The sequence below is a fragment of the Oceanobacillus sp. B139/18 genome, assembly GCF_055524595.1.
Genome location: NZ_JBVFXI010000001.1, coordinates 975,409 through 1,002,119, shown reverse-complemented (window position 1 = coordinate 1,002,119; position 26,711 = coordinate 975,409). Strand labels below are relative to the sequence as shown.

General features: G+C 39.3%; 22 protein-coding genes and 1 riboswitch. Of the genes, 20 read left to right on the top strand and 2 right to left on the bottom strand.

Translation table 11 applies throughout. The features are described from left to right. Positions 1-265: 265 nt before the first annotated feature. Positions 266-1,573: an MFS transporter gene (locus tag ACZSMY_RS04870; RefSeq protein ID WP_193062142.1), complete on the top strand. Its 1,308-nt coding sequence runs from the start codon at positions 266-268 to the stop codon at positions 1,571-1,573. A 108-nt stretch (positions 1,574-1,681) separates the two neighbouring features. On the opposite strand, the gene ACZSMY_RS04865 is transcribed toward ACZSMY_RS04870, so the two are convergent. Continuing rightward, positions 1,682-3,073 carry an aminotransferase-like domain-containing protein gene (locus ACZSMY_RS04865; RefSeq protein ID WP_193062143.1) on the bottom strand — a complete coding sequence of 464 codons (1,392 nt, stop codon included), beginning with the start codon at positions 3,071-3,073 and terminating at the stop codon, positions 1,682-1,684. Between the two features lie 1,225 nt (positions 3,074-4,298). Between ACZSMY_RS04865 and ACZSMY_RS04860 the strand changes: the two genes are divergently transcribed. The 9 genes from ACZSMY_RS04860 to ACZSMY_RS04820 all read left to right on the top strand — a co-directional run bounded on the left by ACZSMY_RS04860 (position 4,299) and on the right by ACZSMY_RS04820 (position 14,148). Further along, the gene (locus ACZSMY_RS04860; RefSeq protein ID WP_193062144.1) at positions 4,299-5,048 is read left to right on the top strand and encodes a gluconate 2-dehydrogenase subunit 3 family protein; all 750 of its coding nucleotides are present in this window, start codon (positions 4,299-4,301) and stop codon (positions 5,046-5,048) included. A 21-nt stretch (positions 5,049-5,069) separates the two neighbouring features. Then, positions 5,070-6,809: a GMC family oxidoreductase gene (locus ACZSMY_RS04855; protein WP_193062145.1), complete on the top strand. Its 1,740-nt coding sequence runs from the start codon at positions 5,070-5,072 to the stop codon at positions 6,807-6,809. Between the two features lie 27 nt (positions 6,810-6,836). Continuing rightward, positions 6,837-7,040, top strand: coding sequence for a twin-arginine translocase TatA/TatE family subunit (locus ACZSMY_RS04850; RefSeq protein ID WP_042534043.1), 204 nt, complete (start codon positions 6,837-6,839; stop codon positions 7,038-7,040). 503 nt (positions 7,041-7,543) lie between these two features. Beyond that, positions 7,544-8,590, top strand: coding sequence for an NAD(P)/FAD-dependent oxidoreductase (locus tag ACZSMY_RS04845; RefSeq protein ID WP_193062146.1), 1,047 nt, complete (start codon positions 7,544-7,546; stop codon positions 8,588-8,590). 319 nt (positions 8,591-8,909) lie between these two features. Continuing rightward, on the top strand, positions 8,910-9,950 hold the full coding sequence (locus tag ACZSMY_RS04840; RefSeq protein ID WP_042534045.1) for an NAD(P)-dependent alcohol dehydrogenase: 1,041 nt from the start codon (positions 8,910-8,912) through the stop codon (positions 9,948-9,950). Between the two features lie 150 nt (positions 9,951-10,100). Further along, positions 10,101-10,203: riboswitch (TPP riboswitch) on the top strand. 91 nt (positions 10,204-10,294) lie between these two features. After that, positions 10,295-10,981, top strand: coding sequence for a thiaminase II (gene tenA, locus ACZSMY_RS04835; RefSeq protein ID WP_193062147.1), 687 nt, complete (start codon positions 10,295-10,297; stop codon positions 10,979-10,981). 299 nt (positions 10,982-11,280) lie between these two features. Next, entirely contained in the window at positions 11,281-11,889 is a 609-nt protein-coding gene (locus ACZSMY_RS04830; protein ID WP_368900688.1) for a uridine kinase, read from the top strand. A 745-nt stretch (positions 11,890-12,634) separates the two neighbouring features. Further along, on the top strand, positions 12,635-13,117 hold the full coding sequence (locus ACZSMY_RS04825; protein ID WP_244882401.1) for a LysM peptidoglycan-binding domain-containing protein: 483 nt from the start codon (positions 12,635-12,637) through the stop codon (positions 13,115-13,117). Positions 13,118-13,413: 296 nt separating this feature from the next. Next, entirely contained in the window at positions 13,414-14,148 is a 735-nt protein-coding gene (locus tag ACZSMY_RS04820) for an SDR family oxidoreductase (RefSeq protein ID WP_465147507.1), read from the top strand. A gap of 85 nt (positions 14,149-14,233) precedes the next feature. Here the strand turns inward: ACZSMY_RS04820 and ACZSMY_RS04815 are convergent, their stop codons facing one another. After that, a complete protein-coding gene (locus ACZSMY_RS04815) occupies positions 14,234-15,142 on the bottom strand; it encodes a LysR family transcriptional regulator (protein WP_465147506.1) in 909 nt (302 codons plus the stop codon). Between the two features lie 648 nt (positions 15,143-15,790). Between ACZSMY_RS04815 and ACZSMY_RS04810 the strand changes: the two genes are divergently transcribed. From ACZSMY_RS04810 to ACZSMY_RS04765, 10 genes are all read left to right on the top strand, one after another. Beyond that, a complete protein-coding gene (locus ACZSMY_RS04810) occupies positions 15,791-16,960 on the top strand; it encodes an MFS transporter (protein ID WP_465147505.1) in 1,170 nt (389 codons plus the stop codon). A 175-nt stretch (positions 16,961-17,135) separates the two neighbouring features. Then, positions 17,136-17,906 (top strand): SDR family NAD(P)-dependent oxidoreductase, encoded by a 771-nt coding sequence (locus ACZSMY_RS04805; RefSeq protein ID WP_465147504.1) that lies wholly within the window; start codon positions 17,136-17,138, stop codon positions 17,904-17,906. A gap of 86 nt (positions 17,907-17,992) precedes the next feature. Beyond that, positions 17,993-18,949, top strand: a complete 957-nt coding sequence (locus ACZSMY_RS04800; protein ID WP_465147503.1) for a quinone oxidoreductase family protein — start codon at positions 17,993-17,995, stop codon at positions 18,947-18,949. A 48-nt stretch (positions 18,950-18,997) separates the two neighbouring features. Next, entirely contained in the window at positions 18,998-19,741 is a 744-nt protein-coding gene (locus ACZSMY_RS04795; RefSeq protein ID WP_465147502.1) for an SDR family oxidoreductase, read from the top strand. Positions 19,742-19,782: 41 nt separating this feature from the next. Next, positions 19,783-20,424: an SDR family oxidoreductase gene (locus tag ACZSMY_RS04790; RefSeq protein ID WP_465147501.1), complete on the top strand. Its 642-nt coding sequence runs from the start codon at positions 19,783-19,785 to the stop codon at positions 20,422-20,424. A gap of 199 nt (positions 20,425-20,623) precedes the next feature. Continuing rightward, positions 20,624-21,394, top strand: coding sequence for an SDR family NAD(P)-dependent oxidoreductase (locus ACZSMY_RS04785; protein ID WP_465147500.1), 771 nt, complete (start codon positions 20,624-20,626; stop codon positions 21,392-21,394). A 22-nt stretch (positions 21,395-21,416) separates the two neighbouring features. Next, entirely contained in the window at positions 21,417-21,980 is a 564-nt protein-coding gene (locus ACZSMY_RS04780) for a TetR/AcrR family transcriptional regulator (protein ID WP_465147499.1), read from the top strand. Positions 21,981-22,114: 134 nt separating this feature from the next. Beyond that, positions 22,115-23,212 (top strand): flavin monoamine oxidase family protein, encoded by a 1,098-nt coding sequence (locus ACZSMY_RS04775; RefSeq protein ID WP_465147498.1) that lies wholly within the window; start codon positions 22,115-22,117, stop codon positions 23,210-23,212. Between the two features lie 120 nt (positions 23,213-23,332). After that, positions 23,333-25,951, top strand: a complete 2,619-nt coding sequence (locus tag ACZSMY_RS04770; RefSeq protein WP_465147497.1) for a DEAD/DEAH box helicase family protein — start codon at positions 23,333-23,335, stop codon at positions 25,949-25,951. Positions 25,952-26,081: 130 nt separating this feature from the next. Beyond that, positions 26,082-26,444, top strand: coding sequence for a Na-translocating system protein MpsC family protein (locus tag ACZSMY_RS04765; RefSeq protein WP_042534049.1), 363 nt, complete (start codon positions 26,082-26,084; stop codon positions 26,442-26,444). Positions 26,445-26,711: the final 267 nt, after the last annotated feature.

Here is a 26,711-nt window from a genome sequence, read left to right as displayed (position 1 = left end):
AAAAAGGGGCAATTTGTGTTTTTCTTCACAGAACTGCAAAGAACAATTCCAGAAACAGATAAAAGCAGGGGCGGCGTTTCAAAAGAAATCATAGAAGGGCGTCATAGAATAGAAATGCTTCATCTATTTGGCCGCCATACAATAATTTTATAATATTGTTTGCCATACAATTATTGTGTTGTATGGTTTTTTCATTCGTGATAAGCTATCTAAATATTATGATTGTTACTAAAAAAGAACTGTATTAGTATGAAGGCGGGATAAAATGGCGGAAGATAATGAAATAAAACTTGGAGATAGTTCAGCTTGGCTGCAAGCATATATTGACTCTCCAGAAAAACAAAAACAACTGTATAAGAAAACATTAATGGTTGTCATTATGTCTCAAATATTTGGAGGCGCAGGTCTTGCAGCGGGAATTACCGTAGGGGCGCTCCTCGCACAGGATATGCTGGGAACAGACAGCATAACAGGGATTCCTACAGCATTATTTACCTTAGGATCTGCAGGGACAGCGTTACTTGTAGGACGGCTTTCTCAACGCTACGGACGTCGTTTTGGACTTTCAGCAGGTTTTTTAACTGGAGGGATTGGGGCCATTGGTGTCGTTATGGCTGCATTAATGAACAGCATTGTCCTTTTATTTATTGCGCTGTTTATCTACGGGGCAGGAACAGCCACCAATCTGCAAGCGCGTTATGCAGGAACAGACTTGGCAGGTTCAACGCAACGGGCTAAAGCTGTAAGTATGGCCATGGTTTCTACTACATTAGGCGCTGTTGCCGGACCGAATCTGGTGGAATTTATGGGAGATGTTGCGATATTTCTGGGAGTACCTGCTTTGGCAGGCCCATTTATATTAGCAGCAGCAGCTTATATACTAGCAGGATTGGTACTTTTATTTTATCTGCGTCCTGATCCGCTGCTTGTAGCGAAAGCCATCTCTAATTCCGAGAAAAGCAACAGCCATTCAAAGACAGAAAAAAACATGGGTGGGCTACCCAAAAACAGGAAAGGTATTTGGGCAGGAGCTGCAGTAATGGTTTTAACGCAGTTTGTTATGATTGCCATTATGACTATGACGCCGATACATATGGGGCATCATGGGCATGACTTGCAGGCTGTCGGCCTAGTGATTGGTTTTCATGTTGGCGCAATGTATTTTCCTTCTTTAATAACCGGGAGCTTAGTCGATAAAGTCGGCCGGGCTGCGATGGCTGTTGCTTCTGCGGTTACGCTGCTTGCTTCTGGTGTTTTAGCTGCGTTGGGACCTGCGGATTCGATGACAGTACTTATTACAGCGCTCGTGTTACTTGGTCTTGGTTGGAATTTTGGTTTGATTAGTGGAACCGCAATCCTGGTAGACTCTACTTCATTAGACAGCCGGGCGAAGACGCAGGGAACCGTAGATGTCTGGATTGCTTTGTCCGGAGCGTTAGGGGGCGGAATATCTGGAATGATTGTAGCAAATTCCAGTTATGCATTCCTTTCCATTGGTGGTGCGATTCTTTCATTACTGCTTATACCTATCATTATTTGGGCAGATATTAATAAACAGAAAAGAGCTTCATAGAGTGATGCGTATACATCTTTTGATATAAGAATGAAATAACACATATATTTATCTAAATGCCTGAATCCTTTCATCTCAAAAGTTCAGGCATTTTAGATGCTTTCAATCCTATGAAAGGATGCTGTCTAGTAATCGTTTAAGAATAATCAGGCCATGCTCGAGCTCTTCAGTTGTTTCCGGGGCACAAACGGCAACTCTTACAGCTCTTTCTGGAGAACTGTTACCAACTACAAAGCGTTCTGCTGCGTAGACCTGTACACCTTGCTGTGCGGCAAGCAATTCAAATTGCGCACCTGTTATTTTGCCTGGCAGCAGCACCCAGCGGAAGATGCCTATATCAGCCCCCAAGCATGTGCAATCAGCCAAATAACGGTCAAAAACTTCATTCCTGCGAATCGCTTCATGAAGATGTCCTTCAATTAAATCTTCAAACTGGTTGGATACAATGGTCCGTGCTGCCAGTTCTGCTAATAAGGGAGAGACGGATATATTTAAATTATACAGTGCTTTTGAAATGAGCTCCTTATATTGTTTCGGCGCCGCCACATAAGCTAATCGCAGCCCTGGTGCTATGGACTTTGATAAACTGGCAACATAAATGGTCTGTTCAGGCGCAAAAGCGGCAATTGCCGGATATGCTTTTTTATGATGAAGGTTATATGTCGCGTCTTCTATAATAATCTGGTTATACTTTTTAGCAATTGCTGCGATTTCTTTTCGATTTTCGACAGGCATACAGCAAGCTGTTGGATTGTGGTAGTCGGGGACTACATATATCCCTTTGATATGCTCGTTTTTACAGGCATCTTCAAAAGCAGAGGGGCTCATGATATGATTCTCTGCTTTGATCGGTATGATGTGTATACCAAACATTGCGGCAACCGTTTTTAATCCAGGATAAGTATGGGAATCAGCGCCAATACGGTCGCCGGATTTATAGAGACTGGCTAATATAGCCGTAATGGCATTTTGTCCCCCATTTGCAAATAAGATATGGTCAACAGTCGTTTCATAGCCGCCTCTTTTGATAAATTTTACGGCAGCGTCTTTTTGCCAAAGACTGTCTCCGGCACGGCCATAACCAAACCATTTTTCATAGTCTGTTTCCTGTGCCATGCTTTTTAATTGGAGCTGAAGTAGTTTATAAGAATCATTATCAGGCAATGTAGCGCCCATTTCGATTAAATGCTTTGGCTTTGTATCCTCTAGTAAATAGGCATTGGATAGCGCATCGTAAGCTACAAAAGTTCCGCTGCCGACAGATGAACTTAACAAGCCTTTTAACCCGCACATTTTAAAAGCTTTTGAAATGGTACTTAAATTTAAATCTAAATAATCAGCCAACTCTCGCTGAGGGGGAAGCTTTGTTCCTGGCAATAAATTTCCATTTAGTATATCGTCCTCCAATTGCTGGGCGAGAGTTTGATAAACTGGCTTTTTGTTTTTATTGAGCAACGGTTTCCAAGACATCGGATAGTTTTCAAAAGAATTAATAGACATGTTCTTCCCCCTCTTATACAATTTTACGCTGTTTATTTCGACAGTTTCTTACAATTTCAATGATTTCTTAAAATACTGAATAACATCCTTGCTTTATATTGTATAAGCATATTCTTCCCATCTGCAATTCTTTTTTTGAATTTACTAAACCTCATGATGAGTTAATGCCTTAGGAAGCAATTGCAATTGCAGAGCAAATTGCCGATCCTGACAAACTAAAAACCAAACCTTCCAATAAAATAAGGTTTGGTTTTTAGTTTGTTTGTCATTATCGAGCAAACGGCTGCTCCGCTGTGTCTTTTTATAGCAGGGGGTAAGCAGCTCCGGGTTCAACGCATAATCTACATACTCTTTTGTGATTTCAGCAAGTTGTTCCTCCTTGATGACCGACACCATTCAGCGCAAATGGCGGTAAATAATGTGCACCGACAAAGTTAACAGCTGCTTCCAATGGAGGGACGCTGTATCAATAGAAAGGAAATTGAAAAATAATACGATCATGATTTTCTACCAGCTTTTGTTCCTCTTGAACATCGATTTATTCCTTGGAATAAGCTCTATAAACATCGTGGAAAGTAACGTTAGGCTGCTTCTTTATTCTTCAATTAAATACTGGTTTCCACGAGATTTAGCCAAATTGGGGTGAAAAACGAATACTAATGTTTTCATTTTATACGAACACCTTCTATAAATCGCTTTATCAGCGCTTCATCGCAGCTGAAGTATTTTCCGGAAAATAAATCTATATTGCGTAGTTCAAACGATAAGTCTGTATTCATTTGGTTACTAAAATCATCGTAAATCCAAAGTTTCTTTTTTGAGAAGCAGGCACTTTAATTAAACATTGTTCCTTTTAAGAAACCAAATGGAGTAAAAGAAGTTATCTATATATTTAATTGAATTGACTGTTTAGAGATGACCTGATTGCCATAGAATATTAGAAATAACAACAAACCAATCTTCGTATTTTTTGACTTACAAGGTATATGACCATCAGAGAAAACATATAGATGTAATAACGAACTAAAAACTAGTGAAAGTATCAAAACGTATAGAGAGAACATAGAAAAATAAACTTGAAATAAAGAAAGGGTACGCAAAGCAAGAAGTTTTAGAACGTATCCAAAGCAGAATCATTCCTTTCCCATCCTGATAACTCACTCAAAATGAGTTTTTTTACATTCTAGTTGTAACATTTTAATTGTTTTAGAAAGGCGGGAGTAAAATGGCTGAAGAGTCAAAAGGTTCTAAGATGTCACGCAGAAAATTTGTAAAGAATTCCGGGTATGTAGCAGGAGGTCTTATCGGCGGCGGTTTGATAGGATCTGTGTTTGGAGCAAGCTTTGGTGGGAGTGGAACGAAACAGCCAGCTGCACCTACTGTAAAAGAAGAGGAGAATTTCAACCAGGCATTAATGTATTTCACAAGACATGCTGATTTTAATACGCTTGGTGCAGCGACGGAGCGTATATTTCCAGAAGATGATAATGGACCTGGCGCGTTAGCTCTTGGAGTTCCCTATTTTATTGATCATCAGTTAGCAGGAGCATATGGAAATAATGATAAAGAATATATGCAAGGTCCCTTTCGTAAGGGAACCCCTTTTCAAGGCTATCAGTCTGCATTAAAACGTCATGAAATCTTTATGCAGGGAATTCGTGCATTAGAGCAGGAAAGCCAAAATGATTATAAGGAGTCTTTTATAGATTTGGAAGGAGAACAGCAGGATAAAATATTGCAGAAATTTGAAAATGACGAAGTAAAATTAAAAGGGGTTGCGTCCTCTGAGTTTTTCAAAATGCTGCGTGCATCAACACTCGCAGGTGCTTATGCTGATCCTTTATATGGCGGGAATGATAAAATGCGCGGTTGGAAAATGAAGGAATATCCAGGCAGTCAAATGAGTTATACCGATAAAATTGAGGATGAAAGCTTTATAGAGATGGAACCAAAAGCATTAAACGATCATTTGTAATACGATGAGGAGGCTGTTGATATGGCAAAGAAATTGGACAAGGTAGATGTTGTCACTGTTGGGGTTGGCTGGACAGGCGGTATTATTGCCGCAGAGTTGACAAAGGAAGGATATAAAGTCGTTGGTCTGGAACGAGGCGGTGACAGAGGAACAGAAGATTTTCATATGGTTCATGATGAATACCGTTACGCTGTCCGTTATGGGCTGATGCAGGATACCTCGAAAGAAACCATCACATTTCGGAATAAACGGGATGAACATGCACTGCCCATGAGACAATTAGGTTCATTTCTTCTGGGAGAAGGTGTCGGCGGTGCTGGAGATCATTGGAATGGACATACGTGGCGTTTTTTGCCATATGACTTGGAAATCAAATCGGAAACAGATAAAAAATATGGAAAGGACAAGCTGAGCGACGATTATACATTACAGGACTGGGGCATCACTTATGATGAGCTAGAGCCTTATTTTTATAAATTTGAACAAACTACTGGCATCAGCGGAGAAGAGAATCCAATGGGAGCTCCTCGGAAGAACGATTATCCGACAGGCCCAATGAAAAGCACTCCCATCTTGGATCGCTTTAAAAAAGCTGCTAAGAATTTAAATCTTCATCCTATCCAGATGGCGTCCGCAAATTTATCGGAGGCATATGAAAATCCGGATGGGGAAACAATCAATGCTTGTCAGTATTGCGGTTTCTGTGAGAGATTTGGTTGTGAGTACGGAGCAAAGTCAAGCCCGAATATCACCGTTCTCCCTACTGCAAAAAAAACAGGAAACTTTGAATTGCGGCCTGACTCCAACGTGGTCGAGGTACTTCATAATGATGGGAAGGCAACCGGTGTCCGTTATGTCGATGTGCAAACGGGAGAGGAGTTTGAACAACCTGCAGATGTGGTCATTTTGACAAGCTATGTATTAAACAATACGCGTTTACTGCTTCAATCAGAAATTGGCAAGCCTTATAATCCGGAAACTGGAAAAGGCGTCATCGGGAAGAATTATTGCTATCAAATCGGGGGTGGCGCAACGGGCTTCTTTGAAAACGAGAAGTTTAACACTTTTATGGGAGCAGGCTCGCTTGGGGCTACCGTAGATGATTACAATGGAGATAATTTCGATCATAAAGCTTTAGATTTCATTCATGGCGGTTCCTTATCAATTACACAAACAGGACGCCGGCCAATTGAAAGCAATCCAGTTCCTAAGGGCACGCCATCATGGGGTAAGGATTTTAAAGAGCAGTCACTGCATTATTTTAATCGATCTCTTTCTGTTGGTGCACAAGGAGCTTCCATGCCGCATCGCAACAATTATTTAAGCTTGGATGAAAACTATAAAGATGCATATGGTAATCCTTTATTGAAGTTAACGTACGATTTTACAGAGCAGGACCGGAACTTACATCGCTATCTTTCGGAAAAAGCCGGAGAGATTCTAAAAGAAATGGGTGCCGATCACGTGGACGTCAGAGAAATCAGCGAACATTATGATATCGTCCCATACCAGACAACCCATAATACGGGCGGTGTCATTATGGGTGCTGACCCAGAAACCTCTGCAGTAAATAACTATTCACAAATGTGGGAGGTCGATAATCTATTTGTTGTCGGTGCTTCTGCTTTCGCCCATAATGGCGGCTACAACCCGACTGGCACGGTAGGGGCACTGGCATATCGGGCTGCGGAAGGGATTATTAAATTTCTCGATGAGGGAGGCCAATTGGTCCAAGTGAGTAAAAACAGCCAGCATGTTTAATGATAGAATAAAAGAGGAGGGAACAGGATGGGGCTTTCCAATATCGGTATCCCAGGCTTGATTCTGATTATTATTCTGGCTTTGATCATTTTTGGTCCCCAAAAACTGCCTGAAATTGGTTCTGCCTTAGGGAAAACACTGACTTCATTTAAAAAATCAGCAGAAGGCATCATAAGTGATGAAGAAGCGAGTGAAACAAAGGAAATACCGAAAGTCAACAGAGAAGGTTGAAATCTTATGTTAATATTCTGCAATGCAATAAGCGTATCCGATGAATATGAGTTTGAGGTTTATTAGTATAGCTGTTTTCATAGAAAGAAATTTGAAGTCTTGTACTAAAAAAGAGAGCTGCACCGGCAGAATCCTTTAGGTACAAGACTTTTTTGCTGTGTATGAGATGACTTTTACCGGTTTTTTAAGTAGCTTAATCAGGAACGAAAAGATAGAAATAAAAAAAGACACATTGACATTTATAATGATAATGATTATCATTATCATTAAATAGTAGGATTTCTTTATCTAGCGGTTTTGATGGGACGAGTAAACGCAGTCCCAGGTCCAACTAAGGCGTTCGCGAATTGAAGTAATTGAAGACATTTTTCATCTCCCAATTTGCGCATCATTCTAGATATTATCCAATATTTTAGCGTGTGTTTTTTATCGATCTGGTGTGAATCCTCACGAATATTAGAAAAAGAATACAGAAAATTTAACTTATGGAAGGTTGTTAGACGATGACAGAATGTAAAGATGTAACCATTATAGGCGGTGGCCCGGCTGGATTGTATGCGGCCTTTTATTGCGGGATGCGCGATCTATCTGCCCGCATTATCGAATTTAAACCAAACCTCGGAGGGAAGGTTCATATCTATCCTGAAAAAATGATTTGGGATATAGGAGGACTAACACCGATTACCGGCGCTCAATTGATAGAGCAAATGGAAGCGCAGGCACGTACATTTAACCCGGAAGTTATTTTAAATGAAAAAGTGGAAAAACTTGAAAAGAATATGGAAGATTGTTTTGTGGTGACAACCCATACAGGACATAAATACGTTAGCCGAACGGTTATTTTGGCAACTGGCGGAGGTATTCTGGAACCAATTAAATTGGATATAGAGGGAGCGGACCGTTTCGAGGTAAGCAATCTTCATTACACAGTACAGAGCCTTGACAGGTTTAAAGATAAGAAAGTGATTGTTTCCGGCGGAGGAGATACGGCCATTGACTGGGCTACCGAATTAGAGCCCATTGCGGAACAGGTATCATTGGTTTATCGAGGGGAGGAATTCAAAGCGATGGAAGCGCATATCGCTCATCTGGAAGCCTCCTCTGTCCATATCTATAAAAATACAAAAATAGAAAAATTGCTTGCAGACGAAGAAGGTCATCATGTCAAAGAAATCTTGACGAAAAACCAAAAAACCGGGGAAAAAGTTCGTTTTGAAGTGGACGATTTAATCATTAATCATGGATTTGACAGAGAGCTGAAATTTATTAAAGAAAGTCCGTTGAAAGTAGAACTTGAACAGGACTTTTTCGTAAAAGGATCCGGAAAAGCTGAAACGAACATAGCTGGTTTATATGCTGCCGGTGATATTCTTTCATTCGATGGAAAGGTGCACTTAATTGCCGGCGCGTACAATGATGCAGCGAATACAGTGAATCAAGCAAAGCTGTATATGAAGCCGGATGCCTATAATGAGATTTATGTCTCTTCTCACAACTCAAAATTTCATGAAAAAAACAGAAAGCTGCTTTCTCACTTGTATACGAAATAATAAGGCAGAAAATATGAACTTAAATGATACATGCCATCTTCTTATTGACACTATCTCGAACAAAGATAGTGTTTTAATTTTGGAGGAAATGGAATGCCTTACATTGAGAAGCTGTTCTAAGAAAATAGAGGAAGAGCTTATAGCACATTGTATTCTATAAAAAGAGAAAGATCGCACGTTTATTTATCGTATATCAACACGCATGTTACAATGAAGAATATGTTCTTAAAAAATTATAGCTCTCTATTTTTCCAAAATAGTATAGGATGACGTATTTATACGCTTGGCAAAACAATACATATCAAAGAGGTGTAGCGGAATGAAAAAGATGAAGGCAGCAGTTCTAAATAAGCCATTGGATATTGAGGTTAAGGAAATAAATATACCAGAACCAAAGGAAAATGAAGTATTAATCAAAGTGCAGTGTATCGGTGTATGCGGCTCTGATGTGCACTACTACGAACACGGAAAAATCGGGCGTTATGTCGTAGAAGAACCACTCATTTTAGGGCATGAATTAGCAGGAGATATTGTTAAAGCTGGCAGTCAGGTTGAGAATCTTGCGGCAGGCGACCGTGTAGCTGTCGAGCCGGGTGTGGTATGCGGAACTTGTGAATATTGTAAATCAGGCCGATACAATCTCTGCCCGGAGGTACAATTTATGGCAACTCCGCCAGTTGACGGAGCTTGGTCTGAATATGTCACGATTCGCAGTGATTTCGCGTTTAAAATACCGGATCAAATGAGCTATGAAGAAGGGGCTTTAATTGAACCGCTTTCTGTTGGCATTCATGCGATGCAGCGCGGAAAAGTTCATCCCAATGATAAAATGCTGATAACCGGTTTAGGACCTATTGGGCTGTTAGCGATCAAGGCAGCGAAAATATTCGGAGTGAACGAAATCTATTGCTCGGATGTGGTACCATATCGCAGAGAATTAGCGAAGAAATTTGGCGCGACAAAGGTATTTGATCCAACACAAGATAATATTCATGAGGAGATAGAAAAGGCAACAGCTGGCAGTGGTTTGGATATCGCCGTTGAAACTTCAGGTAATGGCCGGGCGGTTCAGGATGCACTGACGATTACGAAACGCGGAGGAAGGATTGTATTAGTTGGATTACCTGCATCCTCAGAAATACCTGTAGATATTACCCATATCGTCGATTCAGAATACGACATTCACGGTGTTTTTCGCTATGCAAACAGTTATCCGACAGCAATACAGGCAATTGGCAGTCAGGACCTTGGTCTCGAGGATGTAATTACCCATAAGTATCGTTTAGATAATATCAAAGAGGCTGTAGAAACCGCCGTAAATCAGAAGGATACTAGCATTAAGATAATGATTTATCCATGATAACGAGTGAAACACACTAGTTTTTTAAGCTTCTTGGAAACCTATTTTTTTAATAGATTTGATTATTTCTTTGCTGATTTTCTTATAAACAAAAAAGACTTGACTTAACAATTTGTTCTGCTACCATAATAGACAATCGAATACATTTCAATTTTCTGCTAGGGGCGCCGTAACGGCTGAGATAAATGTATATTTAGCACCCTTAGAACCTGATCTGGTTAAGGCCAGCGGAGGGAAGTAGAATAAGCAGACAACCATGCGCTATTTTTTCGTGTGTATGTTTTTGTATGCAGATGCTTCCTTCTACGAGTCTTTAGAAAAAAGATTAAAGGAGGATTTTTTTTATGAAATTTACGGATGAATTACGTGCTGCAACGAAGGAAAGCTGGGAGCAAAGTTTACATCACCCATTTGTGCAAGGAATCGTGAAAGGAGATTTGCCGCTAGAAACATTTAAGTATTATATTTTACAAGATATTTACTATTTAAAACATTACGGTAAGATCCACGCGATTGCAGCATCCCAGGCCGAAGATTTTAAGCTGACTGCTCTTTTAGCTGATAAAGCGCGCTTTACAGCAGAGGCTGAACTGACCGTGCATAACGAGCACGCTGAGATTTTAAATATTACACAAGCAGATTTAGATAACTTCAAACCAGCGCCAACTGCGTATGCCTATACTTCGCATTTGTATCGAGCAAGCCTGTCTGGAAATCTAGCACATACTGTGGCTGCCATACTGCCATGCTATTGGTTATATGCGGACATCGGAAAAGTGAATGAAAATGCCACTCCAGAGCCGGAAATTTATCGTAACTGGATTAAAATGTATGCGAGTGACTGGTTTCAAGATTCAACTACCGAAATGATTAATTTACTAAACACTTTAGTTGAAGATATGAATGATAAGGAAAAAGAGAAGGTAAAAGAACAATTTATTATCGCAAAAGAATACGAACTCCATTTCTGGGAAATGTCCTACAATCTTGAAGGCTGGCTTTCAGAAAGTAAAAAAGTGAACAGTCGTTAAGAAGAAACAGAACGGCTTCCAATTTCTTAATGGGTTCGGTTTATTCGTTCCATGTTAAAGAACTCTCATTTATCTGAGGGTTCTTTTTTTGGACTGGAAGGGAAAAGTATTTATTATACCAACTGCGCAATTTTGTTAAAAACACGATGCAGCTAATTTACTTGTGATATAATTTTCGTAATGGTAAGAAGCAAACAAGCCGAAGCCGGAAATTTAGTTTAATAAGCATTTATTCCAAAGAAATGAATACTTGTAGATAGTGAATTTAATCTTGTGTCTGACACGGAGGAGGGATAATCGTGAAAAACACTCAAGTAACAAGAAAAGCTTCCGAGCAAATCGTATCCGCTATAAATGGATACCTGAAAGGACGAATCAGCCCCTTAGTGGTGGCTTTGGACGGGGGGAGCGGTGCAGGAAAATCTACGCTGGCTGCTGAGGTTGCTTCACACGTAGGAGCAACTGTTATTCAGTGTGATGCGTTTTTCGACGCGACGATTACAGACGAGGAATGGAATACTACTACATCGGAATGGAAATGTCGCAGATGTATTGACTGGCAACGTCTGCATAAAGAAGCATTGTTACCGCTTATAGCGGGGGAGAGCGTTCAATATCATCCTTTTTCTTTTTCAGCTGAAAGCGGTCTGGCCTCATCCTCCATAACGAAAGAGCCCTCAAAGGTCATTATTCTTGATGGAATTTATAGCTCGCTGCCCGAATTTTCTGATGTTGTTGATTTGAAGATTCTAGTGGATGTATTACCTGAGGTTCGCCGTTATCGGCATAATGTAAGAGAGGGGCATGCGGATGAGGCTTGGCATAAGCAATGGGATCCTGCAGAGGACTACTATTTCTCCGTTTTGTGCCCGCCGGCATCATTTGATTTAATCGTCGTGAACGGGTAAGGCACCGCTTAAATGCAATGATTCCATTCCCTAAAATAAATAATATTGTAATTATGTATTGACAATTCAAGTGATAATGATTATCATTATCAATAAGGAATAAGGTTTCTCTATCAAATTGTTCTGTGAATAAATCAGATGACTCATTGTGTTACCCCCCAACCAACATATTAGAGACTTGATAGAGATTCCTTCTCTTTTTTACAGGCTGTTTTTTGGAAGGTGCCACAGGCTTACATAATAAACACGCAATTTCTTTTTCCAACGACAGATTACTTAGTACGCTTATACATAGAATATAATTGGACAAGAAGGAAAATGGGATAAAATCATTGCCTTCATTATTTTAAAATTAAAAGAGGAAGATAAGACGGAGGGAAGAATAATTTAACAGATTACCATACAACTATAAATTACGCACTAAAAGCGTATGAAACTGATATTAGCCTGCGATAAATAATTCGAGAGTTATGAATTATTTATCGTTTTTATCACTTCGTTATGCGAAAAAGTAATTCATTGATTGGATGTTTTTACGCAAGAACTTCACCAGCATGCTCATCTATGGAAAATAATCAATAGAATAAAATATATTTCTATTTTTTCATTTTTATTACAATTAGATTAAATAGATAGAATTTGAGTTTATAAGCTAAGAAGTGGGGTAGATAGTTACTATCATATTGGAGAGGAAGGTGTTATTATCAAGTATATTTTTTCAATTTTTCTTGCTTTGGCTGGATTCGTGCTCTTTACTGGGGCGGCAGCAGCTGAGCAGCAGCATGAAGTGCAACCGGGAGATAATGTCTATCGTATCGCACAAAACTATCAAGTAGATGTCAATGCGCTTATTGCAGCAAATCCATCCATATCGGATGCTGCATATATTGAAGCTGGGCAAACAGTAACAATACCAGATCAAAACGGAGCCTCTTTTACAGTGACAGCTTATACAGCTGGTCCAGAATCTACTGGTAAAGAACCTGGTGATCCAGCCTATGGTATCACAGCATCTGGTGAGGAAGTAGAAGAAGGAAGGACCATTGCATGTCCGCAATCGCTTCCTTTTGGCACGAAAATACATATCCCGGAGCAGGATGAAACTTACGTGTGCGAAGACAGGGGTAGTGCTATTACAAATGGCCATCTGGATATTTATAAGGAAGACTTAGACGATGCATTGGAATTTGGAGTACAAGAACTTCAAGCTAAAGTGTGGACCTATTAAGCATAGGGACTAGATGACAGATTTACTGTATGTTAAAATCCTTATTGCAAATTAACGCAAAAAAGCAACCGCCTATGAATCTCATGTAGGCTGGTTGCTTTTTTTATGAGCTGTTTTGTTAAATAGCTCATCATTCCCGTTACCCAGACTGTTCTATGTATTTAGCTAATATAAAAAACAACACAAACCTTATGCTTATTTAGTATATCATCATATATGATATAGGTATTTGAGGATTTAAATGTTCTCTTTTATGATAATAATGAAGATTATAAGAAATTTAGGAGGAATTTTTCATGACAATAAAAGATAAAGTTATGATTATTATGGGAGCATCAAGCGGGATTGGTGAAGCTACAGCCAAACAGCTTGCAGAACGCGGTGCTAAATTAATTTTAGCAGCTAGACGTTTAGATCGTCTTGAAGCAATTAAAGAAGCGTATCCAGAAGCAAATATTCTTATCCAGCAAGCAGATGTAACGAATTATGAAGAAGTGCAGAGGGTTGCTCAGCTTGCATTAGACACATACGGAAAAATCGATGTGTTATATAATAATGCAGGTATCATGCCAACAGCTCCAATCGTAGAGGGACGTCGTGATGAATGGCAACAAATGCTTGATATCAATGTCATGGGTGTTTTAAATGGTATTGCTGCTGTAGTTCCTGTGATGGCAGAACAAAAATCAGGACATATTATTGCCACAGATTCTGTAGCAGGGCATGTTGTCTATCCGGATTCAGCAGTATATTGTGGAACAAAATTTGCAGTACGTGCGATTATGGAAGGGGTAAGACAGGAACAAAGAGAAAATAATATCAAATCAACCATTATCTCTCCTGGAGCAGTTGCTACAGAGCTATATAAAACAATTAATAATAAAGAAGTTTCGGAGGCAGTTCATCAAGATCAATTGGAATCTGGATTAACTTCTGAAGATATCGCCTCCGCAGTTGTGTTTGCCATCGATACACCGGATCGCATGTCAGTTAGTGACATGATTGTTCGGCCAACCGGTCAACCGGTTTAGTCAAGAAACTTTGTAAATCAGGTCTATATTTTAAAATGGATTACTTCCAAACGGAAACGAAATGTTTCCATTTGGGAGTTTTTTCTTATACGTCGGATTTATTGTTAGAAAATTTATCTTGGATTTCCTCAAAAAACAATTGAGCTGCATTGGAAAAAACCTGATGCTTCTTCCAGACAATATTTAAACCTGATTCAAGTCTTGGCTCTAATGGTCTAAAACAAAGGTTACTGTCACGAGAGGTATTTGCTATTTTATCAATGGTGACGGCATAACCAATGCCTTCCTCCACCATAATCGCCGCATTATAGATAAGATTATATGTACTGACTACATTTAGTTTATCGTAATCATCACCAAACCACTCAGCAAATTCATTTCTAGATAACCCTGGTTTCATCGCTTGTCTTGAAAAGAGAAGCGGGACGTTTAATAAATCCATTGTTTGGATGTTTTCTTTTGCGGCCAGAGGACTATCTTTTCTCATAACAACTCCCCAGACGTCATTGGCCGGGAGATTGATATAATTATATTTGGATAAATCTGCTGGTTGAATTAGGATTCCAAAATCAAGTAATCCCTTATCAAGCTGCTCCGTTACGTCGTCAGAGTTCCCACTATGAAAATGATATTTAATATTAGGGTATTTAACCTGTATACCTTTTACTACCTGCGCAATTAGCTTCATAGCTTCTGTTTCCCCGCCGCCTATATAAATATCTCCGCCTATTGTTTCTTCCATGGAATGAAATTCTTTTTCCACTTTACCGACCATATCTATAATTTCTTCTGCTCTCTTTCTCAGGATCATTCCTTCATCAGTAAGAACAATATTGTGACTTTTTCGGATAAATAATTTTTTCCCCAATTCTTCTTCGAGTTCTTTTAATTGTCTCGATAAGGTTGGCTGAGTAACATGCAAAAAATTTGCCGCTCCTGTAATACTGCCTTCTCTGGCAACAGTTAAAAAATAGCGCAGAACTCTAAATTCCATTATATGCTCCTCCTATGATTGATTATATATTTTGAAATACCTTACAAGCATATCATGACTTGTATTATACACTATATAGATTATGTTATTCAAAAAAAGCATATCATGTCATGAAAAGTAAGCATTTTTAATGGTGCTTCCAGGAAAGTAGAATAGATTTAGTAGTTAATAATTTACTTAGCTCTTAGAAGTAAAATGGAGTTCAAGAATTCATCACTCTACACCAATGCTCAAATGGTAGGCCAAATTATCCATCCTGTCTTCGTTGTTGAATGGAAAAACGGCATGAAGTTTACGTATTGGAAATTGAAACCGAATATTACTTTTCTCATCTCAAAATATTTAGGAAGAATCATTCTTAAAAGGCATATCACTACATAAGAAATAGGTATTTGTTATATATATTTCGAGATAGTAGAATAAAATTAGCTGGCAAGAGGCAAAGAAAATGCTTGAAGGTAAAAAGTTTGATTACTGGACGTGAGCTAAGTAAAGAAGCTATGGAACAGAAATTATTTTAGATTTTCATTATTACGAACACGTAAAGAATGTCTGTTGCAAGTTGTGAAGTAATATGTATTAAACAAAGTTAGAAGTCTAGAGAAATTTCACTTCAAGACGTTTTATAAAAGAAAGGATTTGGATTTATTGGAAAAACGAAATAGCTTCATTATATTTATTTTAACCGTTGGGGTTTTCGGTATTTTAAATACTGAAATGGGCTTCATTGGAATATTACCTGATATCGCGGAATACTTCGATGTAAGTGTTGCAACAGCCGGATGGCTGGTAAGTATTTTCGCAATTGGTGTCGCCATATCTGGCCCAATTATGCCGTTATTATGTTCAAGATTCAATCGAAAAAATGTGATGGTGCTTGTATTAGTCATTTTTGTTATAGGGAATATCATCTCAATATTCACAGCTAGTTTTGCAGTTCTATTAGCTGCTCGAATCATTCCAGCACTTTTTCATCCAGTATACGTTTCTTTAGCGTTTTCGGCAGCTGCTGATTCGGTCAGCAGAGCAGAAGCTCCAAAAGCAGTAGCTAAAATTTTTATTGGTGTATCTGCAGGGATGGTCGTCGGTGTTCCAATTGCCAGTTTTATTGCCGGAACAACTAATTTACAAATCGCTTTGGCCTTTTTTGCGATTGTAAATATCTTAGTGCTTATTGCTACCGTCATTTATGTTCCATCCATGCCGATAAAAGAAACAATTTCTTACGGAAAACAATTAAAAGTATTACAAAAGTCGGTTACCTGGTTTTCGATTATCATTGTTGTTTTGGTAAATGCAGCTATTTTCGGGGTTTACAGCTATCTGGCAGAGTATCTTCAAACCGTAACAAATGTATCACCGAGTGTAACTAGTTTACTGCTGTTTGTTTATGGTGCAGCTAATATTATTGGTAATATATTGGCCGGAAGACTGCTTACTTTTAACCCGATTAGAACAATTATGGCATTGCCTTTCCTATTGGGAGGTATTTATATCATTTTATTTTTCGCTGGACAGCTTACATTAGCAACAGCAGCCATTATTTTAATTTGGGGAATCATTGCTGGAATAGGAGCAAATATCAATCAATATCTGGTTACTTCTGCAGCACCAGAAGCGCCTGATTTTTCCAATGGGATGTTCTTGTCAGCTTGTAATATTGGAACAACCATCGGAACAGCCATTGGAGGCTTATTTATCTCCGGAATGGGAACACAATATGTTGTCTTAGTAGGAATCATCGCTGTTATCTTGAGTTTCGTATTTATTCTATTAAGAAACAGTGAATATCGTTCTGAGGCCCAATTAGCAAGTTAAGAGAAGTTATCCATAGATTGAAGCCATCTCTCATAAATGGGGTGATGAAAATGGTTAGAGTGTAAGGGGTTTGAGTCAGGAAGCTCTCACTCCATACAAAAGAAAGATAGGATTAATGTAACGTTTAAAAGAAACCTACATTTGAAAACTATAAAACAGAATGGAGAATAAATCGATGGGAAAATTAATGTTAAAAAATAAAGTAGCCATTATTACAGGCGCATCATCAGGAATCGGGAAAGCAACGGCAGAATTATTTGCCGAAGAAGGAGCCTTTGTTTTTATTACAGCGCTGCATGAACAACAATTGAATGAAGTAGTTGAAGGAATTACGTCAAAAGGACACCAAGCTGCAGGTATGGTCGCTGACGTTACTGACCCGGACAAAGTTTCCGAAGTATTTGAGAGTACAGTTGACCAATTTGGAGGTATAGATATTTTAATTAATAATGCAGGCGTCGTTGATGGAGATGCTATTGATGAAATTGAAGATGAACGTATGCAGGAAGTATTTGATGTGAACTATTTCGGTCCAGCACGTTATGTTCGCGAAGCTTTAAAATATTTCTTGCCAAAAGATGACGGTGTCATTATTAATGTTACCTCTGTCAATGGGGAACATCCGATTAATGGGGTGGCTTATGCGTCATCTAAAGGAGCACTCAACACGTTAACACACAATGTCGCTATTCGTTTATCCGAGACCAATATTCGCTGTAATGCGATTGCACCCGGAACAACAATGACACCAATGCATCGAGGGAATTTAGAAGGCACAAACCCAGGCGGAACATTGCAATTAGATTTAGCTAAAAAATATGTGAATTGGGAAGCTGAAGAGACAGATCCTATTGACCAAGCAAATGCCTGTTTATTTTTGGCAAGCGATATGGGACGGAAAATGAAAGGGCAAATTATTCAAGTTGATAATGCCGCCTTTCTATAAAGTATGCTGACGCTCGAAATCGAGGCCCTTTATCCTCCATCTTTTTGAGGGGATATGCAAAAACACTGAGGAAAGGGGAAAGTGTAATGAAAAAAATTGTAGTAAAGCAACACGGAGGACCTGAAGTGATGGATTTAGAAAGTGTATCACTAGGCGAACCGGGAAAAGGAAAAATCAAAGTTCGCAATCGTGCCATCGGCGTAAATTATACAGATATTTATACAAGAACGGGCGGAGAATTACCACTTACGCCAGGTAAGGAAGGAGCCGGAGAAGTAATCGCTGTTGGCGAAGGAGTAGACGAATTTAAAATAGGAGATCGTGTCGTTTATACTCAATCTCCAGGAGCCTACGGGGAAGAGCATATTGTGCCTGCACATTTAACGCTCCCTCTGCCTGAAGAAATGAGTTATGAAATAGCAGCGGCTTCGACGTTAAAAGGATTAACAGCACATTATTTAATTCATCGTACCTATCCAGTTCAAGCAGGAGAAGTTGCCCTTGTTCATGCAGCTGCAGGCGGAGTTGGCAATATAATGACACAGTGGCTAAAGAATAAAGGCGTCACAGTGATTGGAACGGTTGGAGCTGCTGAAAAAGCTGAAATCGCCTATCAAAGTGGCTGTGACTTCGTCATTGAGTACCGTCATGAAGACATTGCTCAGCGTGCGAAAGAATTTACGAATGGGAAAGGCTGCGATGTGGTCTATGATGGGGTTGGAAAAGCAACGGTTGAAGCATCCTTAGCATCATTACGGCCTTTTGGTTATTACGTAAACTTTGGTATGGCATCAGGATCTGTCGAGTTAGAGATGTGGATGTTAGCAGCTAAAGGATCATTATATGCAACATTTCCTGATTTAGATCATCATGTGATGAACTATGATCGCCTTCTTTCAATGGGAAATGAGTTATTCCATGCTATTAAGTCTGGCATCATTCAAATTCCAGAACCGAAGCAGCTTTCTTTAAGGGATGCTGTCAAAGCTCATGAATTGTTAGAATCGCGACAAATAACAGGGGCTGTAGTGTTAATACCTTAAAGAATCATATACAAACAGCATTCAAATCATATATTGGAGGGAACGATTATGTCTATTCAGGATAAGGTAGTAGTGATTACAGGAGCTTCGAGCGGAATCGGAGCAGCAACTGCTAAACTTGCAGCAAAAAAAGGGGCAAAAGTAGTAATCGGAGCAAGACGTAAAGAAAAATTAAAAGCACTTGTTCAGACTATTGAAGAGCAAGGAGGACAAGCTGCTTATGTCGTAACCGATGTAACGAAACGTCAGGATAATCAACAATTAATTCAAACAGCAGTCGACACTTATGGAACAGTTGATGTTATGTTTTTGAATGGTGGTATTATGCCTAATTCACGCATGTCCTCACTACAAGTGGAGGATTGGGATGCTATGATTGATATCAATTTAAAAGGGGTACTCTATGGGATTGCAGCGACAATTCCTCATTTTGCCAATCAAAAGTCAGGTCAATTTATTGCAACATCTTCCGTAGCCGGATTACGTAATTATTTAAATTGTGGTGTATATGGAGCGACTAAATGGGGATTGCGTAATATTATGGAAGTCCTTCGGAAAGAATCTGTTGAGGAAGGAACGAACATACGGACTTCAACAATTTATCCAGGTTCAATTAATACAGAATTACTGGATTCTATTACCGATTCTGAAGTACAACAAATGCAGCGTGCAGATTATGCCAAAACTGGAATTGAACCGGAGCGAGTAGCAGAAGTTGTTGTTTCCGCGATGGAGCAACCAGAAGATACGAATGTAAGTGAATATACGATTTATCCAACGAATCAGGCGTAAGAATATTTAATACAAAATAGTTCTTGAATGGAGGAATTACGATGAATATTTTAGTTGTGGGAGCAAATGGCGGAACAGGCAGACAAGTCGTTAGAAAGTTACAAGAATCCAGCCAATATAATCCTATTGCTGGTGTACGTAAGCCAGAACAGATAGAGGAGTTTAAATCACAAGGTGTTGAGGCACGATTAGTAGATGTACGTGAAACAGTGGCACAAATTGTTGAAAAGCTATCTTCAATTGATGCGGTTGTCTTTACTGCTGGAGGAAGCCCATCCGTGCTCGTTGACTTAGATGGGAAAGTAAAAACGGCAAAAGCTGCTGAACAAGCTGGTGTGAAACGCTTTATTCTCATTAGTGCAGGAGGTATTCATCACTTTCATGATGAGGATCGTCTAGAATGGGTGAATGATTATGAAGAATATGCTGCCGCAATGCATTATTCTGATTTATTGATAGAGCACTCTAACTTGGATTACACCATTATTCGTCCTGGGCACCTTTCCAATGAATCAGGGAAAGGTAAGATTCAAATTGGAGAGTATCTTCCGCATAAAATTATTACCCGAGAGGATGTTGCTTCAGTGACTATTGCATCACTCCAGAATAAGCAAACAATCGGTAAAGCTTTTGATGTTATTGGTGGAAATATATCCATTGATGAAGCTTTGAGTTCGTTATAAGTATCAATAGAATATAAGAATATATCAGAAAGCACCTATTAACTTTAATAAAATTTGTATAACTACTCATCTAAATAAACCCAACTTACTCAGGCGGGTTTATTTTTTATTTGCACCCAAAATTCTACGTTTGACATTCTACCTACCAGTAGGTAGAATGAAAATATTCAATAAATAAAATGAAAGCGGGGAAACATATATGCAATTTCAAAATAAAACCGTAATTATTACTGGCGGAGGAACTGGAATCGGCCGAAAAGCGGCAGAATTATTCTTTAATGAAGGTGCTAATGTAATCATTAATGGACGGAGAGAAGAGGTTTTGAAAACTACCGTTGCAGAAATTGATCCAACCGGACAAAAAGTAAGCTTTGCAGCAGGCGATATCAGCCTCCCGGAAACTTCTGAAGAGCTGGTTAACAAAGCAGTTGAATTATATGGCGGAGTTGATATACTTGTTAACAATACTGGGAAGTTTGTTCCAACTTCATTCACAGAATATACACCGGAAGATGTGCAATCTTACCTTGATGTCATTGTGAAAGGAACTATTTTCACTTCGCAAGCAGTCATTCCGGAAATGAAAAAACGTGGACAAGGTGCTATTATCAACACGGGTTCTATGTGGGCGATCCAATCAGTAGAAGCAACACCATCGGCTGCTTATTCCGCAGCTATGGCTGGAAGACACGCGCTCACAAAAAATATGGCGGTAGAATTAGCTGCAGATAATATTCGGGTAAATGCAGTAGCTCCTGCTGTAGTGGAAACGCCAATTTATAATAATTTCCTTTCAGATGAGGAAGTTCCGGAGGTTTTAGGTTCCTTTAATGAATTCCATCCTTTAAATAGAAATGGACAACCAGAAGATGTTGCGAATGCGATCTTATTCTTAGCAAGTGAATCATCTTCCTGGATTACAGGGACAGTTATGCCTGTAGATGGCGGAGCTACAGCAAGGCTGCGTTAATAATAAAGATAAAGGTGATTGAATGGCAAAAAAAGAAAGCACGGAAACAAAAATTATTGAAACAGGGGAAAAGCTGATTCAAGAAAGGGGGATAAATGGATTTAGTTTTGCTGATATTGCAAACATAGTAGGCATCAGAAAAGCAAGCATCCATTATTACTTTCCGACTAAATCAGACCTTGTAAAAAGTGTGTTAGAGCACTATATTAATCATTTTTTTGTTTCTTTAGACGATCGCTGTGACAAACTTCATTCTCTTGAAGAGATTCTTACTGCATATACAGAACAATTTAAAGACAGTTTACAGAAAAATTATCAAGTATGTTTATGTTCGATGCTATCCATGGAATCTTTTTCTTTAGATAATGAATTGCAGCAAGAAATCAATGCATTCTTTAATAAAAATGTATTATGGCTTCAACAAAAATTAGAGGAATTTCACATTACCGAAGAACGGGCAAGTACGATGGCGAATCATCTATTTGTAGTGGTTCAAGGAGCGCAATTGATTACGCAAAGTTCCAGAGACATCTCTTATTTTGATTCCATCGTTTCCAAAGAGATTCATTCTATTATTTCAGCTTAAGGATTGCTGGAGTCTCTTGACATAGCTTGGCGGAATATTCGGGAAGTATGTCATTTATCATATAACGAACAAAGCTGCTTATTTATTTATAGATAAGCAGCTTTTAAAATAACTTTATGGAAAGAGGCAGGAATATGAAACATCCTATTGTTATCGTCGGTGCGGGTTTATCTGGTTTACATGCTGCATCTAAACTCACGGCAGAAGGAATTCCATGCAGGGTTCTGGAGGCAAGAGACAGGATAGGAGGGAGAACCTTAAGTACTGCAGGTTCAAATAGACCGGATTTAGGGAAATTTGACCTTGGTGCAACCTGGTTTTGGCCGCAATATGAAAATACAATCGTCAATCTAGTTAAACAACTCCATTTAGAAACGTTTCCTCAATATACGAAAGGTGCCATGCTGGCAGAACAATCTCATCATGAAGCGCCAAAACGATTTGTGCTGCCGGATAATCCCAATGCTCTATCGATGCGTTTTAGGGGCGGTGTTCAATCACTTATTAATGCCATAGCAGAAACAATTCCTCCAGGAGTGATTGATCTAAATACACAAGTAAAAGCAATTCAAATCGATACAGAGGATACGATTACTGTTGAATCAGAACGTACGGATGGAAAAAGAGATAAAATAGTTGCAAGTGCTGTTATTCTGGCATTGCCCCCTCGGATTATAGCCAAACACATCGAATTTTCCCCTTCCTTGTCTCCAAATCTTCAAAGTGCGCTATTAGATAAAGCTACTTGGATGGCAGGACAGGCAAAGGCAGTTATACTCTATGACCGTCCATTTTGGAGAGAATCCGATCTTTCCGGATTTGTATCCAGCAGAGTCGGACCTCTGCAGGAAATCCATGATGCTTCTCCAGAAACTGGCTGCGGAGCACTTTTCGGTTTTATTGGAATACCAGCTAACATTCGATGGGAACTTGGAGAAAATGAAATGAAAGAAATGATTATGGACCAGTTAAGCCGGCTTTTCGGGGAGGAAGCACAAAACCCAGAAGCAATTTTATATAAGGATTGGTCAAAGGATATCGAAACTGCTGTTGAGGAGGATTGGGAGCCACTTAGAAATTTTCCGGTATACGGCCTGGAAAGAGTAACTGGACAATGGCAGAATAAGCTATTTTTTGCTGGTACAGAAAGTGATTCTCAATTTGGAGGTCATCTGGAAGGAGCGCTTCGGTCGGCTGAGAGGGCAGTTTATGAGATGATTAAATTTTTTTAAGTGAACATGTTTAAAGCAGTGAATTGAATCGGTTTTTCTAAGCTGTAATAGACAGTTTCTCCACTTGAATCGTATAATGTGAATGAATAGAGTAGAGAGCAAGGAAATGAGGAGACAGATATGGAGAGCTTTCCCGAACACCTACAGTTTAAATATTCATGGAGATCTTATCAACAAGCTATCATAGATGATATGGACACCTATCTGAATAAACGTCATTTACATTTAGTAGCTCCTCCAGGTTCAGGAAAAACAGTTATCGGATTGGAGATGATGCTGCGTTTTAATCAGCCTGCATTAATACTGGCACCGACTATCGCCATCCGCGACCAATGGGTGGCCCGTTTTGTAGAATTATTTGATCAGAGCGGTAATCAGCCGGAATGGATGACAACAGATTTAAAGGAAAAGGCTTTGGTTACAGTCGCAACCTATCAAGGGTTTCATCAATGGATGACTGCTCAGGAGGAAGAAGTACAGGAAAAGCTTGCTTCTTATGTAAAGACATTGGTACTGGACGAGGCACATCATTTACGCACTGCATGGTGGCGTTCTGCTGTTTCTTTTAGAAAAAATCTTACTAACCCAGCTATTGTAGCTTTGACAGCTACTCCGCCATATGATGTATCCATCCAAGAATGGAACCGCTATTTGGAGCTGTGCGGCGAGATTGATGCTGAAATAAGCATAGCAGAGCTGGTACGAGAAGCAGAGCTCGCTCCGTTTCAAGATTATGTCTGGATATCCGACCCCCTCCATGAGGAGCAGGAGGAGATCAACCAATTTCGAAGTCAGGTCATAGCATTTCAACAATCCATACGTCACAACCCAGCACTTATTGATAAAATAGAAGCACATCCATGGATCACCGATCCGGATACATATGCAGAAGAAATTCTGTCGGAGCCGGCTTATTTGTCCAGTATGCTTATTTTCTTAAAGGAAGTGGAAAGTACTGCTTGGACAAAGCCGCTTCCGATAATGGGCTTGAAGAAAAAACAAATTCCGGAGTGGAGTTTGGAATGGCTGGAACTCATGCTGACACATCTTCTATATCAAGATAAGCATATTATGGATGAAGAGGAGCCGGTACGAAAAGAAATACAGTCTTACCTTCAACGTCTCGGAGCTGTTGAAAAGCGCAGGGTGGTCTTAACAGCGAATGATCGAATCAACCGTTTATTGGTGCAGAGCCCGTCGAAATTAAACAGCATCCAGCAAGTGACAGCCTTTGAGGCACAGGAATTAGGAACAGAGCTGCGCCAGGTTATTCTTACAGATTATATTAGACGAGAAGATTTGCCTAAGAAAGCAGAAGATGAGCAGGATCTCCGGCGTTTGGGAGCTATACCTGTTTTTGAACAATTGCGCCGCAGGGAATTGGATGTCTCGCTTGGGGTTTTAACTGGATCGATTGTTATTATTCCCAAGAAGGTATTGGCAGCCTGTGAAGATTTAGCCGAACAATGGGATGTTGCTATAACAGCAGCGGAACTGTCCTATGATGCATCTTATGTAGAAATCACTATCAATACCAGTGCACGGCATCGAATGGTGCAAATGATGACAAAATTATTTGAACGTGGCGAAATCACTGTATTAATTGGTACAGCTGCATTACTTGGAGAAGGCTGGGATGCACCGTTTATTAATTCATTAGTCCTTGCTTCTTATGTTGGTTCTTTTATGCTGTCCAATCAGATGCGAGGAAGAGCCATTCGTGTAGAGAAAAACAATCCGCAAAAAACAGCCAATATATGGCATCTTGTTTGCTTGGATGCTACCAATACAGAAGGCGGGGAGGATTACCTTGCATTGAAAAGACGTTTTAAGGCCTTGATTGGTCTAGGGCATCAGAAGAATGTGATTCAAACAGGGATTGGTCGACTATCATTGGCCGAACCTCCCTTTTACAGCATCGATAAGGAACAGTCCAACCGGCAGATGTGTGATTTGGCAAGGGAGAGAGGGCAGCTTTTCCGGCGCTGGAAGTCGGCAGTTGAAATAGATGGGACTTTAAAGGAAGAGATATCTGCCAAAAAACAGCAGGTGCCGCGTCCATTATTATTTACGAATACCATCAAGGCCTTGATTCTCGCGATACTTTCTATCATTTTTTTCTTTGTAGATAATGTACTTGGTGAAATAACGAATTTCCGCATTTTGGAAGATAATTTTCGTGCTTTTTTATGGGTGGTTGTTATTATTATAGCTATTGCTCTTATTATTGCTTCTCCATTCATTTGGAGATTACTTAAAATCTTATTTCGTAATATTAGTGTCGAGAAAAGCATGAGTGAAGTTGGAACTATCGTATATCAGGCCTTATTTGAGTCAAGTTGGATAGAGACAAAGCCAGCTGTTTCCCTCATTCAGACAGAAGAAGAAAATGGCGTCATTACTTGCTGGTTAGAGAATGCCCCCATCTATGAACAAAAAATATATGTGGAGGCATTGCGCGAGGTACTGGATCCACTTGAGAGTCCCAGATATATAGTTGTCCGAAAACAGCGGACATTATGGTGGAACCGTATCGATTACCATGCTGTTCCTGCGATACTGGCACAAAATAAGGAAATGGCAGAACTTTTCCTGGCTTGTTGGGAAAAGCACTTAGGTAAAGCGGAACTGGTATATACGAGAACTCCGGAGGGAAGGCAAGTATTGCTTCAAGCGAGAGCAAAAGCCATGTCTGCGCAGTTTGTATCTAAATCGGAGCAAATATCCGTATGGAAGTAGCGGGGGCTAAAGATAATTTTTAATCTAGTGTTTCGGTTTAATTTGATTGGTTTAATTTGATTAATGTAAAAAAAGTGGTATAATTATTTTTGAGATTAGATTAATACTATTTATGAAAGAGGATTTATACATGTCCACAACTATTCATAAAGTCGAACAGCAGTTTGCCAATCTAGTTCGGTCCTATCGTAAACAGCATATCGGAAAAGGCCCCGAGAAAATAAAAGTCTCATTTCATGGTACTTGGGCTATTGCTTATATGAATGGGAGCCTTAGTCCTGTAGAAAAGTTTATCGCTCAAACCGAGGAAGGGCATACAATGATCTGGCAAGCCAGGACACAAATGGTGAAGCAACTGTATGAAAAAGTACGGCCTTCAGATTTAGAAGAATTAGTTGGTGCAAAATTTTTAAAACTATTTGCGGATATTAATGTGGAAGATGATGAAGCTATTTCAATATTTATATTTGACAAACCAATAGATAGACTGTAAAGCTATTACACTATTTTAGGTAGCTTAGCCAATGGTACATAGGTGCTGATTACTAACTACGGTCATGATATTGATATCCAGCTATGTTATCAAATAAATAAATTGTTTCGGTTTGTATCCGATTAATGCTTGAGAACAAAATTGCTTATTGTTGTTAAATAACTTGAATTTAATATAGAAATAAATGGCGGATTGGTCTATGGTACCTTATGTGCTAATTACTAACCACTATCTTGTAAAATCGCTTTCGATTTTTATAAGATGGTG

Coding starts and splice junctions, on each gene's coding strand:
- ACZSMY_RS04865 (WP_193062143.1), bottom strand. CDS start 3,073: ATGTCTATTAATTCTTTTGAAAACTATCCGATGTCTTGGAAACCGTTG.
- ACZSMY_RS04805 (WP_465147504.1), top strand. CDS start 17,136: ATGGGAAAATTAATGTTAAAAAATAAAGTAGCCATTATTACAGGCGCA.
- ACZSMY_RS04870 (WP_193062142.1), top strand. CDS start 266: ATGGCGGAAGATAATGAAATAAAACTTGGAGATAGTTCAGCTTGGCTG.
- ACZSMY_RS04855 (WP_193062145.1), top strand. CDS start 5,070: ATGGCAAAGAAATTGGACAAGGTAGATGTTGTCACTGTTGGGGTTGGC.
- ACZSMY_RS04785 (WP_465147500.1), top strand. CDS start 20,624: ATGCAATTTCAAAATAAAACCGTAATTATTACTGGCGGAGGAACTGGA.
- ACZSMY_RS04840 (WP_042534045.1), top strand. CDS start 8,910: ATGAAAAAGATGAAGGCAGCAGTTCTAAATAAGCCATTGGATATTGAG.
- ACZSMY_RS04775 (WP_465147498.1), top strand. CDS start 22,115: ATGAAACATCCTATTGTTATCGTCGGTGCGGGTTTATCTGGTTTACAT.
- ACZSMY_RS04800 (WP_465147503.1), top strand. CDS start 17,993: ATGAAAAAAATTGTAGTAAAGCAACACGGAGGACCTGAAGTGATGGAT.
- ACZSMY_RS04790 (WP_465147501.1), top strand. CDS start 19,783: ATGAATATTTTAGTTGTGGGAGCAAATGGCGGAACAGGCAGACAAGTC.
- tenA (WP_193062147.1), top strand. CDS start 10,295: ATGAAATTTACGGATGAATTACGTGCTGCAACGAAGGAAAGCTGGGAG.
- ACZSMY_RS04815 (WP_465147506.1), bottom strand. CDS start 15,142: ATGGAATTTAGAGTTCTGCGCTATTTTTTAACTGTTGCCAGAGAAGGC.
- ACZSMY_RS04845 (WP_193062146.1), top strand. CDS start 7,544: ATGACAGAATGTAAAGATGTAACCATTATAGGCGGTGGCCCGGCTGGA.
- ACZSMY_RS04780 (WP_465147499.1), top strand. CDS start 21,417: ATGGCAAAAAAAGAAAGCACGGAAACAAAAATTATTGAAACAGGGGAA.
- ACZSMY_RS04770 (WP_465147497.1), top strand. CDS start 23,333: ATGGAGAGCTTTCCCGAACACCTACAGTTTAAATATTCATGGAGATCT.
- ACZSMY_RS04860 (WP_193062144.1), top strand. CDS start 4,299: ATGGCTGAAGAGTCAAAAGGTTCTAAGATGTCACGCAGAAAATTTGTA.
- ACZSMY_RS04820 (WP_465147507.1), top strand. CDS start 13,414: ATGACAATAAAAGATAAAGTTATGATTATTATGGGAGCATCAAGCGGG.
- ACZSMY_RS04765 (WP_042534049.1), top strand. CDS start 26,082: ATGTCCACAACTATTCATAAAGTCGAACAGCAGTTTGCCAATCTAGTT.
- ACZSMY_RS04795 (WP_465147502.1), top strand. CDS start 18,998: ATGTCTATTCAGGATAAGGTAGTAGTGATTACAGGAGCTTCGAGCGGA.
- ACZSMY_RS04850 (WP_042534043.1), top strand. CDS start 6,837: ATGGGGCTTTCCAATATCGGTATCCCAGGCTTGATTCTGATTATTATT.